The 15,204-nt window shown below is 41.6% G+C and carries 13 protein-coding genes; 12 read left to right on the top strand and 1 reads right to left on the bottom strand.

All coding sequences use genetic code 11. The features are described from left to right. Nucleotides 1-69 precede the first annotated feature (69 nt). The 11 genes from LG34_RS02900 (at nucleotide 70) to LG34_RS02850 (ending at nucleotide 12,202) form a co-directional block, all read left to right on the top strand. The gene (locus LG34_RS02900; protein WP_109214797.1) at nucleotides 70-1,407 is read left to right on the top strand and encodes a uracil-xanthine permease family protein; all 1,338 of its coding nucleotides are present in this window, start codon (nucleotides 70-72) and stop codon (nucleotides 1,405-1,407) included. Between the two features lie 109 nt (nucleotides 1,408-1,516). Then, complete coding sequence (locus tag LG34_RS02895; protein ID WP_109214796.1) at nucleotides 1,517-2,656, top strand: aminotransferase class V-fold PLP-dependent enzyme; 1,140 nt, start codon at nucleotides 1,517-1,519, stop codon at nucleotides 2,654-2,656. Between the two features lie 326 nt (nucleotides 2,657-2,982). Then, nucleotides 2,983-4,302, top strand: a complete 1,320-nt coding sequence (locus tag LG34_RS02890; RefSeq protein WP_109214795.1) for a replication-associated recombination protein A — start codon at nucleotides 2,983-2,985, stop codon at nucleotides 4,300-4,302. Between the two features lie 84 nt (nucleotides 4,303-4,386). Next, a complete protein-coding gene (locus LG34_RS02885; protein WP_109214794.1) occupies nucleotides 4,387-5,679 on the top strand; it encodes an aminotransferase class I/II-fold pyridoxal phosphate-dependent enzyme in 1,293 nt (430 codons plus the stop codon). Nucleotides 5,680-6,232: 553 nt separating this feature from the next. Further along, complete coding sequence (locus tag LG34_RS02880) at nucleotides 6,233-7,333, top strand: helix-turn-helix transcriptional regulator (protein WP_109214793.1); 1,101 nt, start codon at nucleotides 6,233-6,235, stop codon at nucleotides 7,331-7,333. 60 nt (nucleotides 7,334-7,393) lie between these two features. Continuing rightward, nucleotides 7,394-8,350, top strand: a complete 957-nt coding sequence (locus LG34_RS02875) for a hypothetical protein (RefSeq protein WP_109214792.1) — start codon at nucleotides 7,394-7,396, stop codon at nucleotides 8,348-8,350. 4 nt (nucleotides 8,351-8,354) lie between these two features. Continuing rightward, on the top strand, nucleotides 8,355-8,837 hold the full coding sequence (locus LG34_RS02870) for a hypothetical protein (RefSeq protein ID WP_242979787.1): 483 nt from the start codon (nucleotides 8,355-8,357) through the stop codon (nucleotides 8,835-8,837). Nucleotides 8,838-8,854: 17 nt separating this feature from the next. Next, nucleotides 8,855-9,784 carry a hypothetical protein gene (locus LG34_RS02865; protein WP_146190178.1) on the top strand — a complete coding sequence of 310 codons (930 nt, stop codon included), beginning with the start codon at nucleotides 8,855-8,857 and terminating at the stop codon, nucleotides 9,782-9,784. Nucleotides 9,785-9,820: 36 nt separating this feature from the next. Beyond that, nucleotides 9,821-10,099, top strand: a complete 279-nt coding sequence (locus LG34_RS02860) for a cyclic-phosphate processing receiver domain-containing protein (RefSeq protein ID WP_109214790.1) — start codon at nucleotides 9,821-9,823, stop codon at nucleotides 10,097-10,099. 177 nt (nucleotides 10,100-10,276) lie between these two features. Continuing rightward, entirely contained in the window at nucleotides 10,277-10,666 is a 390-nt protein-coding gene (locus tag LG34_RS02855) for a thioesterase family protein (RefSeq protein WP_109214789.1), read from the top strand. A gap of 141 nt (nucleotides 10,667-10,807) precedes the next feature. Next, a complete protein-coding gene (locus tag LG34_RS02850; protein WP_242979786.1) occupies nucleotides 10,808-12,202 on the top strand; it encodes an MATE family efflux transporter in 1,395 nt (464 codons plus the stop codon). Here the strand turns inward: LG34_RS02850 and LG34_RS02845 are convergent. Beyond that, nucleotides 12,180-12,767 (bottom strand): TetR/AcrR family transcriptional regulator, encoded by a 588-nt coding sequence (locus tag LG34_RS02845; protein WP_109214788.1) that lies wholly within the window; start codon nucleotides 12,765-12,767, stop codon nucleotides 12,180-12,182. The two genes, LG34_RS02850 and LG34_RS02845, sit on opposite strands and share 23 nt — an antisense overlap. Nucleotides 12,768-13,047: 280 nt before the next feature. Between LG34_RS02845 and LG34_RS02840 the strand changes: the two genes are divergently transcribed. Next, nucleotides 13,048-15,084: an FAD-dependent oxidoreductase gene (locus LG34_RS02840; protein ID WP_109214787.1), complete on the top strand. Its 2,037-nt coding sequence runs from the start codon at nucleotides 13,048-13,050 to the stop codon at nucleotides 15,082-15,084. The last annotated feature ends 120 nt before the right edge of the window (nucleotides 15,085-15,204 follow it).

The following is a 15,204-nucleotide window of genomic DNA, read 5'->3' as shown; positions in this document are numbered from 1 at the left end:
AAGCATGATCATTATCTGAATACATGTGATGAGTGAACTGTAACATAAAAAGATGGAGGATTTTAGTACATGAAAAAGACAGAGGGAAAAAATGCGTCTATTTTCGAGTTAAACGGTGTTCCGCAGCTGAGTAAGGCACTTCCGCTGGCACTGCAGCATGTAGTAGCGATGATCGTAGGCTGTGTAACCCCGGCAATCATTGTGGCAGGTGTCGCAGGTCTTGAGGGAGCCAACCGTGTTATGCTGATTCAGTCTGCACTGGTAGTTTCCGCACTTTCCACATTTTTACAGCTGTTTCCGATCGGACCGAAAAACGGCTTCCGCATGGGGGCAGGATTACCGGTTATTATGGGAACCAGTTTTGCATATGTGGCAAGTATGCAGGCGATTGCGGCAGATACAGGTATTGCGGCGATATTTGGAGCACAGATCATCGGTGGTATCATTGCGATGATCATTGGATTTTTTATTGATAAGATCCGAAAAGTATTTCCACCGCTGGTAACAGGAACCGTTGTATTTACGATTGGACTTTCTCTGTATCCGACTGCTGTCAATTACATGGCAGGTGGCGCATCCAGTGGAAATTACGGACATTGGACAAACTGGCTGGTAGCCATTATCACGTTAGCTATCGTTACATTTTTGAATCATTTTACCAAAGGATTTTTGAAACTGGCTTCTATTCTGATCGGTATTATTTGTGGTTATATTATTGCAGCATGTTTCGGTATGGTAGATCTGAGTGCGGTGGCGCAGGCAAGCTTTTTCCAGATGCCGCAGATCATGCATTTTGGCATTCAGTTTGATCCGTCTTCCTGCATTGCGATTGGTTTGTTATTTGCCATCAATGCAATTCAGGCGATCGGTGATTTTACCGCAACCACAACCGGCGGTATGGATCGTGAGCCGACGGATAAAGAGTTAAAAGGTGCCATTGTAGGATATGGATGTACGAATGTCATCGGTGCATTCCTTGGTGGTCTGCCGACTGCTTCCTACAGTCAGAATGTAGGTATCGTTACTACGACAAAAGTTATCAATCGTTCTGTACTCGGAATGTCTGCGGGTATTCTGCTGATTGCAGGTCTGGTGCCGAAGTTTTCTGCACTGCTGACAACCATTCCGCAGTGTGTGCTTGGTGGAGCAACGATTTCTGTATTTGCTTCCATCGCAATGACAGGTATCAAGCTGATCACAAGTCAGCCGATGAGTTATCGAAATACTTCTATTGTTGGTTTGTCGGTTGCGCTTGGTGTTGGTGTGACACAGGCGTCTGCGTCTCTGGGAATGTTCCCGGCATGGGTGACAACTGTATTTGGTAAGACACCGGTTGTTATTGCAACAGTAACTGCGGTATTCTTAAATCTGGTGCTGCCGAAGAATAAACCAGCAGAAAAGAAATAAGAAAATAATTATTTGGCTGAATATAGAAGGAGCTTTCGCTGATTGGCGGGAGCTCCTTTTTATGGTAAAATAAATAGTAATATGTGATATGAGAAAAGGGGATTTTACGATGATATATTTTGATAATGCGGCAACGACGCGACGGAAACCGCAGGAAGTTGTGCAGGCAGTCACAGAGGCGTTATGTTCACTTGGAAATGCAGGACGAGGGGCGCACGAAGCAACACTGCAGGCTTCTCGCACGATTTATGATACAAGACGAAAACTGGCAGAATTTTTCCATGCGGAAAATCCGGAGCGGATGGTGTTTACAAGCAATGCAACGGAGAGTCTGAATATTGTGATTAAAGGATTATTAAATCCGGGAGATCATGTGATCACCACGCAGCTGGAGCATAATTCTGTGCTCCGTCCGCTCTATGAGATGGAAGAAAAAGGTGTGGAACTGACGATTGTAAAAGCGGATGCACAGGGCAGATTTTCGTTAGAGAATATGGAGGCTGCAATCCGACCGGAGACAAAAGCCATCATCTGTACCCATGGATCCAATGTCACCGGAAATCTGGTGGACATTGCAGCAATCGGAGAACTGACGCAAAAGCACGGAATCCTTTTCGTGGTGGATGCGTCACAGACCGCAGGGGTATTTCCTATCGATGTGCAGGCAATGCATATAGATATTTTATGCTTTACCGGGCACAAAAGCTTGCTTGGCCCGCAGGGAACCGGCGGGCTCTATGTCAGAACCGGCCTGCAGCTTCGTCCGTTAAAGAGCGGCGGCAGCGGCGTGCAGACGTATAGTAAAAGGCATCCGCAGCAGATGCCGACGGCGCTGGAAGCCGGGACGCTGAACGGACATGGGATTGCAGGGTTGGATGCGGCCTTAGACTACCTGATGCGGACAGGCATTGACGCAATTCGGGAAAAAGAACAGAACCTGATGTGGCAGTTTTATGAAGGCATCCGTGAAATTCCGGGAGTGAAAATATACGGTGATTTTTCACAGAAAAATCGTTGCCCGATCGTGTCTTTTAATATCGGGGATTATGATTCTTCAGAGGTCAGTGATGAATTGTTTGAAGGATGGGAGATTTCTACAAGACCAGGCGGACATTGTGCACCGCTGATGCATGAGGCGCTTGGAACGGTTGAGCAGGGCGCTGTGCGGTTTAGTTTTTCCCATTACAATACCGAGGAAGAAGTGGAGGCGGCAATCGAGGCGGTGAGAGAACTGGCGGAAGAAGAGTAATGTAATTATGATATGATTTGTGATTTCAAATTGATATTATAAGTGGAAAACAGGGAAAAAATCTTCGGCACAATGTAGAAAACAGAAATACAAATCTTCCTATATTATGGAAAAATTGGAGAAATTGCAACTTTGACAAAAAAATAACTTGTCAGACCGGTTAATTTAATGTATTGTATAGCATGGATATGAAAGATATCATATCGGTATCATGCAAAAACATTTAAAATCCATGTATTTTACAGGATGAAAACAGTTAAAAATGAATTTTATATCATGAAAAGGATTCATTTTTGAAGGATGAAACGTGAAATGGAGATCAGAAAATGGATTTGTTTGATTACATGAGAGAACAAAATAAGGAAAAAGAATCACCGCTGGCATCCAGATTGCGACCAACGAAGCTGGAAGAAGTGGTTGGACAGCAGCACATTATCGGCAAAGACAAATTGCTGTATCGTGCCATTAAAGCGGACAAACTGCAGTCGGTTATTTTTTACGGACCTCCGGGAACCGGAAAAACCACACTGGCGAAAGTCATTGCGAAAACGACCAGCGCAGAATTTATGCAGATCAATGCGACTTCCGCCGGAAAAAAGGATATGGAAGCTGTGATTGAAAAGGCAAAACAGCTGCAGGGAATGTACGGAAAACGTACGATCCTGTTTATCGATGAGATTCACCGTTTTAACAAAGGTCAGCAGGATTATCTGCTTCCGTTTGTGGAGGACGGTACCGTGACACTGATCGGTGCTACCACGGAGAATCCGTATTTTGAGGTAAACGGAGCGCTGATTTCCCGATCTATTATTTTTGAATTAAAGCCGTTGGATAAAGAGGATATCAAAACGCTGCTGCACCGTGCCTTAGAGGACATGGAAAAAGGCATGGGAGCTTATCATGCGGTGGCGGATGAAGATGCACTGGAATTTCTGGAAGATGTGTCAAACGGGGATGCCCGCAGCGCATTAAATGCCATTGAACTGGGAATCCTTACCACAGAGCGCAGTGCAGACGGGCTCATCCATATTACGCTGGATGTGGCTTCCGAGTGTATCCAGAAGCGCGTGATCAAGTATGATAAGAATGGTGACAGCCATTACGATAACATTTCCGCATTTATCAAAAGTATGCGGGGGTCTGATCCGGACGCAGCGGTCTACTATCTGGCAAAAATGCTGTACGCCGGGGAAGATGTGACATTTATTGCCCGGAGAATTATGATCTGTGCATCAGAAGATGTGGGAAATGCAGACCCGAACGCCCTGACTGTGGCGGTCAGCGCAGCCCAGGCTGTAGAACGGCTTGGAATGCCGGAGGCACGGATTGTGCTGGCACAGGCAGTCACTTATGTGGCAAGCGCACCAAAGAGCAATGCGGCTTACCTGGCAGTGGACAAAGCACTTTCCGTTGTTCGGGAGTCGAGAACCGCACCGGTTCCAACGTATCTCTGCGATGCCCATTACAAAGGTGCTGCAAAACTTGGACGTGGGCTTGGATACAAATATGCCCACGATTATCCGAATCACTACGTGGAGCAGCAGTATCTGCCGGATGCATACAAAGATATGAAATTCTATGAGCCGACAGAAAACGGCTATGAGCAGACCATTCGGGAATATTTTAAAAAAATCAAACAGGAGTAAATTTTTGTCAAATCTCCTTTTGAATATAAAATAAAAAGAAGTTGTAAAAAATGATTTAATAATACACAGCAGGAGGAAAAATCAATGCAGTCTTATCAGGAAATGAGCAGAGAGGAATTATTAAAAGAAAAAGAGAGCCTGGAACAGCAGTACAAAGAAATCTGCAAAAAAGGCTTGAAGCTGGATATGTCCAGAGGAAAACCATCCAAAGAGCAGCTTGAGCTGTCCATGCCGATGATGGACGTTCTGACCAGCAAGACTCCGTTAGTCAGCAGAGCCGGTACAGATATCCGTAACTACGGTGTGATTGATGGTATCACAGAGGGACAGGAATTCATCGCAAGTTTAGTTGGACTTGGTCCGGAAGCATATGACAATGTCATTGTTTACGGAAATGCAAGTCTGAATATCATGTATGATTGCATTGCCCGCTCCATGCTTTTTGGTGTAAACGGAAGCACACCATGGTGCAAACTTGATAAAGTAAAATGGCTCTGCCCGGTTCCGGGATATGACCGTCATTTTGCCATCACAGAGTGCTTTGGCATCGAGATGATCAACGTACCACTTTACGAAGATGGCCCGGATATGGATATGGTAGAAAAATTAGTCAGCGAAGATGACAGCATCAAAGGTATCTGGTGTGTACCGAAATACTCCAACCCGATGGGAACATCTTACTCCGATGAGACCGTCCGCAGACTGGCACGTTTAAAACCGGCAGCAGAAGATTTCCGTATTTACTGGGATAACGCTTACTGTGTACATGATCTGTATGAGGACAAAGCAGATCAGATCCTTGAGATCCTTGGCGAGTGTGAGAAAGCCGGAAACCCGAACCTTCCGATCGAGTTCTGCTCCACATCCAAGATCACATTCTCAGGCGCAGGTGTATCCGGACTGATCACAAGTCTTGAGAACAAAGCAGACATCCTGAAACGTCTGACCATTCAGACTATCGGATTTGACAAGATCAACCAGCTTCGCCACGTAAAATTTTTAAAAGATATTGATGGCGTAAAAGCACATATGGCAAAACATGCAGCAATCATCCGTCCGAAATTTGAGATGATCCTGGATCGTTTTGAGGAAGAACTGAAAGGTCTTGGCGCAGGAAGCTGGATTCGTCCGAATGGTGGATATTTCATCACTTTCAAGGCAAATGAAGGATGTGCAAAGAACATCGTTGCAAAAGCAAAAGAGGCTGGTGTTGTACTGACAGGTGCAGGCGCACCATACCCATACAAAAAGGATCCGAAGGATTCCGTGATCCGTATCGCTCCGACACTTCCGCCAATGGAAGAACTGAAAGAGGCCTGCGAGGTATTTATCGTTTGTGCAAAACTTGCAAGTGTGGAAAAACTGTTAGAGGCATAATGCATTGTAATTGTTAATAAGATAAAAGTTGAAACAGACATTCTGAGTTCGAAAGAAACGGGATGTCTGTTTTGGGATTAATTTGTAAATTTGTGGTGTAAATAAAATTTGAACGTACGAGAGAGTGAATGGATTTTTGCTGTTCAGTCTTTTTTTTATAGGAAATTACGATAAAATTCCTATTAAATAAAATCATGTCGTGCAAACGATGCACATTTCCTTGTGTCCCCTTTTTGCCCCATTGGAATCATTAAAATAGAGTCAGTGAGAAATAAGTAGAAGAATTTTTGCGGCGAGAGTAGGAAATAAGGCGACACATAAGGATTGCTTGAACGAAGAATAAGCATTCCCCCACTTCAAGTGCGCAGAGCACTAAGTGGTGGGTAAAGGGGATGCTTATGTCAGTGGGAGTTAAAAGCTCCCACTGACAGGTCGCAAAGCGACTGCGTTCATGAGCAAGTAGCGAGAGCGGATTGCGAATGTCCGCTTTACATCTGCAAAGTGCAGGCATACAATAAAATTATATGAACTGCACAGAACGGAGAGAAAAAGTATGAGCGCGGAACATCCGAAAAAATTGTTGATTTTGTATATTTTAGATATTTTGCAAAAATATTCAGATGAAGAACACAGATTAAGTCAGAAAGACATTCAGGATATTTTGAAAAAAGAGTATGAGATGCCGGTTGATCGGAAAGCTGTGAAAAGGAATCTTTTAAATCTGATCGAATATGGTAGCAATATTGAATATAGGGAAGTGGCACGGAAAGATATTTTTAAGAAAAAAATTTGCATATCAGATGATAATCCACAGGTTTTAACGGAAAAAGAACATTCAGACGATAATTCGCTGTGGACTGATTTTTATCTGAAGCAGAAATTTACCAATGAAGAACTGAGATTATTAATAGACAGTTTGTTGTTTGCAAAGCATATTCCATACAAACAGGCAAAAGACATGATCTCAAAATTAGAATCGTTATCTAATATATATTTCAAATCGCGTTCGCAGTATATCTATTCATTTCCAGTAGATCGGACAGATAATAAGCAGGTATTTTACAATATTAGTGTTTTGGATGAAGCAATTCGGAAAAAGAAGAAAGTTTCATTTGAATATGCGGAATATCATACGGATAAAAAAATGCATTTGAAAAAACGAGAGGATGGAAGGATTCGTAAATATATAATCACGCCATACCAGATGGTTGCTCAGGATGGAAAGTATTATCTGATCTGTAATTATGATAAATATGATGATATTTCAAATTACCGGGTAGACAGAATTCGAAATATACAGATCCTTGAGGAAAATGGCAAGCCATTTGAAACATTAAAGTGGTCCGGACATCAGAAAATGGATCTGAACAAATATACGAAAGAACACGTTTATATGTATTCCAGTGAAAATGCGTTTGTTAAATTTCGAATCGTAAAAGCAATGATTTCTGACGTGATTGATCTGTTTGGAAAAGATGTTGTTTTTTCGGAAGAAACGGATACACATGTCGTGGTGAGCGTACATGTGAATGAACGTGCAGCAGAACAGTTTGCAAAAAATTATGCTCCGGATGTGATTGTGCTGCAGCCGAAGCGATTGCGAAATAAGTTAAGAGATGATCTGAAAAAATCTTGGGAAGCATATGAAGATTGAAGTATTGTAGAAAACGAATTACGGAAACATACATAGTTTAGGGAGAGGAAGAAAAATATAATGGATTGCACACATGATAATTTAGTAAAACTTTTTTGGAATGGTGAGAATGAAAAGAAAGAACGACTAAAGATAAATGAAGAGGGGATAAAATATGCATTTTTCATGGCTTTAAAAGATTTTACACCTAGAACGGAGAAACGAGAAGAAAGTGTTTCTTTTGCAGCTAAAGATATGTTGGAAGAACTTGAAAAGTCAGATACACATATAGAGCTAGAGCCATATAGTAAGAAGTTTTTGGATTTTTTTGATGAGAAAGAAAAAAATGAGAAAGAATTTGATGATTGGCATGAAAAGATTTGCGAAGATTTTTTAAAGCGGTTTAGATTAAAAGATAATAAATATGGAAAGGCACAAAAAGTGATTAATATGACTTTCAAATATATTTATTGTTTAGAAGGTGCCAAGGAGCGCGAAGATTATTTTAGATTTTGCCATATGCCATTAGATTCCATAACACTGGAATGGTTTTACCGATTAAAGGAAAAAGGTGTAAAGATTACGATAGATAATAAAGAAGAAAAAATATGCAGAAAATATCCATCCTGGAGTAACTTGAGAAAGACATCCAGTGGGGAAAAGAAAGATCGTGAATATGGGTATGTAGATATCCAAAATGTGATCAGGAAATATTTAGAAAATAATACAGAATTAACACCGTTAAAGGTAGAATTTATTATCTGGCCACAAATGCAGCTTGCGATGGCGGAAGAAGGACTATTTTCTCAATTGGTTGGGGCAGAGAAAGATTATTATGAGACGCAACCCTATCATAAAATTTTGGAGAAGTACGATAAGAAAATCCCGCTTCCTAAACAAATGGGAAACAACTATAAAAACAGACTTAATGAGTGGTTTCGGAAATTATCAGTGAAAGAAAAAACGCAGTGTTTAAATGAAATGCTCACACAAATATCTAAAGTGAAACAATCCGGATTACTTTTTGAGGAGATTTAGAAAAATGGCAGAGATGAAGATATTCATTTATTCAAGAAAAGCAATGGAAAAACTGTTAAAAAGTGATTTCCCTGAAAATGTGGCAATCATCAGTTTTTATGATCCACCAGGAAGTTTTCGTGATGCAGACTATCAACCTGTAGATTATTCTACAAAAACAGACTGCGTATTTGAAGTGGCGTTGCATGACATTGATTTTGCAGTATTGCCAAAATATCATTTAACATATGAGACTTATTTTCCAGAAGCAGATGAGCTGGCAGAATTTATTTTTACAGCAAAAAAAAATGGAAAGGATATTATTTGCCAATGTGAATATGGTGAAAGCAGAAGTTCTGGATGTGCAGCAGCTATTCACGAATATTTTTATAAAAATGGAATCGATGTGTTTGCAGATTACAGATATTATCCAAACCAGATGGTGTATCATAAGGTTTATGATGGGTTGAAAAAATATGGGACAAGGAATGGTAAGGCAGAAGAATAAGAATGGGGAGAACAAAATTGGAATCAAAATTAAAAAATAGGATTCTGGATTTAATTGAATCACCAGAGTTACATGCCTATTTAATGGAACATGCAGAACGATTGAAATTAAAAGATTATGTATCAATTATTGCCGGAGCGCCAATCAGTTTGGGGAGAAAGCAGGAGTTGTTACATGATATGAAGCGATCATCTTGCTTGAAAAAACAAGAGATGGATTATGTGAGCTTATGTTGTGCATGTATGGATCGTGCAGTTCAATTTTTGACAAGTGAAACTGGAACAATTTTTCTTATACAGCTAATGGGCTATGATGACAAGCATAAAAGTGATATTATGGATGGACCGTATATCATGACGTCCTTGGCTAATACCAAAAATGCAGTGAAGAATTATTATCGTGAGGATATGGATGAAGATGCGGATGCGGAATGGAAGACATTGTATTGGCGGGTAGAATTATATACTGCCAGTCAGGATGTGAACAACGGAGAAGATGGATTTTTATCAGCAGAGTATACCTATATTATGGATAAAGATGGAGAAGTTCAATATTATATACATGAATGGAATTCATCGAATCATTTAAATGGTTCACTAGGAAGAATGGTGGAAGATCAGTTTTTTTCTGTATCTCCAGATTTGAACTTACCTGTTCCATATCATCCGGGAGATGTTCTGTTTATAGATTGCAGACCGTATGCACCGGGAGCGTTTTATTGTCGGCTCAAAGAAGTTGGAGATGATTGCTGTGGAATACAGTGTGAATATGTAGATGCGGAAGGAAATATGGAAACCGGAGCATTAAAACATGGAGATTATTTCTTTAATCATCGGGAAGTAGAGCAGTATTTATCTCCATTATATAGGGCAAGGATTGTTTCAAAATATGAATTGAGTTGGGATGAAATTGTTAGGAGAAGCAAGAATGGAAACGAAAGCAGATAAAGACGAATAGTTACTGTAGAAGGAGAATGAAAAAATATGAAGATTTGGTTAGATGATATACGCCCTGCGCCGGAAGGCTATGTATGGTGTAAAAGTGTAAATAGCGCGAAAAGCGTCATTGAATCGGCAAAGGAACCGATTTTGCTGATTGATTGTGATCATGATCTGGGAGATTATGCTTATGATGGCGGAGATGGGATAAAACTGTTGGATTGGTTAGTGGAAAATAGTCTTTTTTATCCAATAAAGCTTCATACTATGAATCCGGTTGGGAGAGAGAATATGTTGCGGATGATTCGTAGATATTGGGGATGATACGAGAATTCCCTGTACAAAATGAAAATCAAATAAATCCACACTCCAGTGATGCAGAAAAACACTAGTCGCACACAAAAAGTTATGATATACTTACCAAAGACACATAAAAACAGAAAAAAACATTTGAAAACAAAAGCAACAAAAAATTCAGATGCTTGATAAGGAGGACATAAAATGTTAGAAGCAGGAGTCAAAGGGGAACAGAGCGTAGAAGTTGTATATGAGAATACAGCAACAGCAGTAGGAAGCGGTGTACTGGAAGTATTCGGAACACCATGCATGCTTGCATTAATGGAAAAAACAGCAAGCGAGAGCGTAGCTCCATATCTGGAAGAAGGCTGTGGCAGCGTTGGTACACAGGTAAATATCAGCCATGTAGCGGCTACTCCAATCGGAATGACTGTTCGTTGCGAGACAGAGCTTACCGAAGTAGACGGACGTCGTCTTGTATTCAAAGTAGCAGCTTATGATGAGGCAGGTCTGATCGGTGAAGGAACACATGAGCGTTTCGTTGTACAGAATGAGAAATTCCAGACAAAAGCAAACAACAAGCTTTCAAAATAATTTTATATCCGAAATAGCGAGATTAAAAACTCCTTTTGTGATAAGTGGTCACAGAAGGAGTTTTCGATTTCGCTTTATATATGTTATAATCGTACATAGCATAAAAACAGTAGCATCCCACAGGAAAGGACTGGTTTCCGAATGGAACAGACAAAGACGAAAGAAAAAAACAGAGAAATAGATATGCTAAATGGAAAAATTGCCGGAAAGCTGATCATGTTTGCCCTGCCGCTTGCTTTTAGCACGATCTTGCAGCAGTTATTCAATTCCGCAGACGTGGCAGTTGTCGGCAGATTTGCCGGAAGCAGTGCACTTGCAGCAGTTGGAAGCAGTGTCGCTCTGGTCGGAATATTTGTAAATCTGATCACAGGACTTTCCGTGGGACCGAATGCAGCTTTGGCAAATCTGATCGGTCAGAACAAACGGGAACAGATCAGTGCTATGCTGCATACGATTCTGACGTTTGGTCTGATTCTTGGCATCGGTCTGATGTGCCTTGGATTTATCATTGCAAAGCCGGTTCTTGTGGTGTCAGGAACGCCGGACAGCGTCATGGATCAGGCGATGCTGTATATCCGTATTTATCTTTTGAGTATTCCATTTATGCTGCTTTACAATTTTGGTGCGGCGGCTCTGCGAAGCTACGGAGACAGCAAACGTCCGATGTACTATCTTTTACTGGCAGGTGTGGTAAACGTTGTACTGAATCTTCTTTTGGTAGTAGGCGTTCATTTGGGCGTGGAAGGTGTTGCCATCGGTACGCTGGCATCTAATGTTCTTAGTGCGTCACTGGTTTTGCTCTGCCTGTATCGGAGAGAGGATGAATTTCAGTTCCGATTTGGAAAAATGCAGATTCGAAAAGATTTTTTGCGTCGTGTTCTGGTAATCGGAGTTCCGGCGGGAATTCAGGGAGCCATTTTTTCGGTATCAAACGTGTTTATCCAGAGTGGTATTAATTCTTTCGGGGAGGATGCCATTGCCGGTGCTTCGGTCGGATTGAATTTTGAATATTTTACCTATGCCATTGCATGTGCCTTTGCACAGGGCGCGGTAACTTTTACCAGTCAGAATTATGGAGCTGGCAATCTGAAACGATGCAAGAAAATTTTTGGCTTAAGTATGCTGTTTGGAATCGGATTTACCGAGATTTTAAGTGTGATTTTTATTGCAGGCGGCAATACATTTGTACATATTTATACTGCCAGTGACGCGGTAGCCATGTATGCACTGATCCGCATGCAGCATGTATGCTCTCTGGAAGGTCTGACCGCGACTTACGAAGTGGAGAGTGCAGCATTGCGTGGCATGGGAAAATCACTGGAGCCGGCAATCATTACTATTCTTGGAACGGTTGTATTTCGAATGATCTGGATGGTAACTGTGTTTAAACGGGTTCCGACGTATAACATGCTGATGAATGTTTATGTTACTTCATGGGTAGTTACCGGTGGCCTGATTTTTATCATATATATGCAGCATATGAAAAAAGAAGAGAAACGGAAGAACAATCTTGTTAGGACTGTTCTTTTAAAGTAGGAATTGTTCCTGAAATCATATGACGTTTCATCATAGCGGTGATCTGTTGTGGTGAAATGTCATCTTTACGGGAAAACCACCAGCGAACTGTCACAAGAAAATTGTTGACCAGAAGTTTTGCATACCAGTCAGCAAACTGTTTTTTCCCCGGTGAGATCGTTGGATGATTCTGAATTTCAGTTTCTACCTTGCGTGCACCGGCATTCATCATTTCATCAAAGACATTTCGACCGAGCAGCTGTTGCTTCCACAGAATTTCCAACTCACGTTTCTGAGTGCAAAGGTGAGCCAGACAATCCTGAAGCGCGCGGGTATGTTCGGCATCACTGACATCCATATGCAGAAAATCAACTTCCATATGATCTGCAAAATCCTGAACAATATGGTCGACCACTTCATCCCGCAACTCATATTTATCAGAGAAATAGCGGTAAAAGGTAGAACGGTTGATCAATGCCTGTTCTGATATTTTTCCAATCGTGATCTGAGAAAAATCTTCTTTTTCCATACAGTCAAAAAATGTGCGTATGATCAGTGATTTCATGCGGTCTGCGCGGTGGTCCATAGTGCTCTTTTCTCCTTTTTATGAACGATAAATGATTCATCTTATGAAATAAAAAATATCTCAGAAAATTATAATAGAAAAATGTGACAGATATTATTTATTCTTATTATAAAATCTGATTCGATTGTAGCACGTTTTTCTGTACTTATACAAGGACAATGCAACAAATATAATAAAAATATTGCAAAATGAAACAGCATGAAAAAAGCTGATGTTTGAATAAACAGGGGAGTTTCTGTTACAGTTTCAGTAACAAAAAAGAAGGATGAGGTAAGAGATTATGGCAGAAAAAAATCCGTATTTTCCACATTTATTTGAGCCGTTAAAAGTTGGTTCAAAAATCGTTAAAAACCGTATTGAGGCAGCTCCAGCATTATTTGCATTTGATCATTATATCGAGCTGGATCCGGATCCGTTTGGTTACACCACCCCGGTACCGGAGCGTGCATTCCGGATGCTGGAAGCGAAGGCAAAAGGCGGTGCAGGAATCGTCTGTCTGGGTGAGTTAAGCCCGAACCATGAGTATGACAAACGTTTCCCGTTTGAACCATACCTTGATTATACATCCAGATCCGATAAAAAATTCAACATCATTAAAGAAACCGCAGAGATGATCAAAAGCTATGGCGCACTGGCAATCGGTGAGCTGATTTCCTGTGGTGAGATCAAAACAAATATCGGAGACGGTATCAATCCAAAAGGACCATCTGAGAAAGATCTTCCGGATGGAACTCATGTAGATGCATTTACAAAAGAAGAAATCTTAAGCTGTTATCAGGATTATGTAACTGCCTGCAAATGGTTTGAGGCAGCAGGTTGGGAAGGCGTTATGATCCATTGCGGACATGGTTGGCTTCCGGCACAGTTCCTTTCTCCGCAGTACAATAAACGTACCGATGAGTACGGCGGATCCTTTGAAAACAGAGCAAGATTTACTGTTGATCTGTTAAAAACTATTCGTGAGGCTATGGGACCTGATTTTGTGATTGAGATTCGTGTCAGCAGTTCTGAACATCTGTCGGGTGGCTTAGAGCTGGAAGATGCTGTAAAATACTGTAAACTTTGTGAGCCGTACATTGATATGATTCATGTATCCTGTGGTCATTATCTGAGTTCTTCCAGAAGCTGGGAGTTCACAACTGCATATGCTCCGCATGGACCGAATATCGAGCCGGCATCTGTGATCAAACAAAACGTGTCTATCCCGGTTGCAGCAGTTGGAGGTATTAACTCTCCGGAACAGGCAGAAGAAGCAATTGCAGCAGGCAAAATTGATATGGTATCCATGGGACGTCAGTTCTTTGCTGATCCGGCATTCCCGAATAAGGCAAAAGCAGGTCATGCAGATGAAATTCGTCGCTGTCTACGCTGCGGAAGATGTTATCCGGGTCCGTCCGGTGAACATGAGACAGAGATTTGGACTGTGAAGTTCCCACCACTGGATTCCTGTACGATCAACCCATACGACGTATGGCCGGCTTCTCATCATAAAGTTCTTCCGGAGCGTATGCCAAAACCGGAAGCAAGCCGTAAAGTACTGGTAGTAGGTGGCGGCTGCGGTGGTCTGCAGACAGCAATCACAGCAGCAGATAGAGGGCATCAGGTAATCCTGTGCGAGAAAGCAGGCCTGTTAGGCGGTCTGATTAACTTTACAGATCATACCGATCATAAAGTAGATATCAGAAACTTCAAAGATCTGCTGATCCGTGACGTAGAGAAACGTCCGATCAAAGTAAGATTAAACTGTGAAGTAACACCGGAACTTATCAAAGAGATCGCTCCGGAAGCAGTTGTACTGGCAGTCGGATCTGATGATCTGATCCTTCCAATTGAGGGAATTGAAAATGCTGTCACAGCAATGGAGGTATATTACAACGATTTTGCTGGTCTTGGAAAAAGCACCATCGTACTCGGCGGTGGTCTGGTAGGCTGTGAGGCAGCAGCAGATTACATAGATCACGGTGTAGAGACAACCATCGTAGAGATGAAAGGTGCTTTGATGCCGGAGACAACCGGTTTGTACAGAACTGCTGTACATGACTTTATCGATAAAAACGGTGGTAAATACGAAGTAAATGCAAAAGTTATCAAAGTCGGCAAAGACTTTGTTGTAGCTGAGCAGAATGGAACAGAAATTACTATCAAAGCAGATTCTGTTGTCAATGCAATGGGACGCCGCGCACATGCGACAGAAGCACTTGAGGCGGCAATCAAAGAAGCTGGTATTCCGGTATGGAAGATCGGTGACTGTGTCCGTGCCCGTCAGATTGGTGATGCGGTAAGAGAAGGCTGGACCGCAGCAATGGAAATTATTTAAAAAGCTTGTTTTGTGGCAGAAAATTTGAGATTTTGAAAGGGACTGAGTTCATTTTGTCTTCGCGGCTAACAATCGCTCGCTAAGAAAAAATGAACTCAGTCCCTATTTACATACGTGGCA

Origin of the sequence: Eubacterium ramulus, from assembly GCF_003122485.1 — a bacterium.
Lineage (GTDB): Bacteria > Bacillota > Clostridia > Lachnospirales > Lachnospiraceae > Eubacterium_I > Eubacterium_I ramulus_A.
The sequence above is the reverse complement of the archived record's forward strand: the minus strand, read 5'-3'. Positions and strand labels throughout refer to the sequence as shown.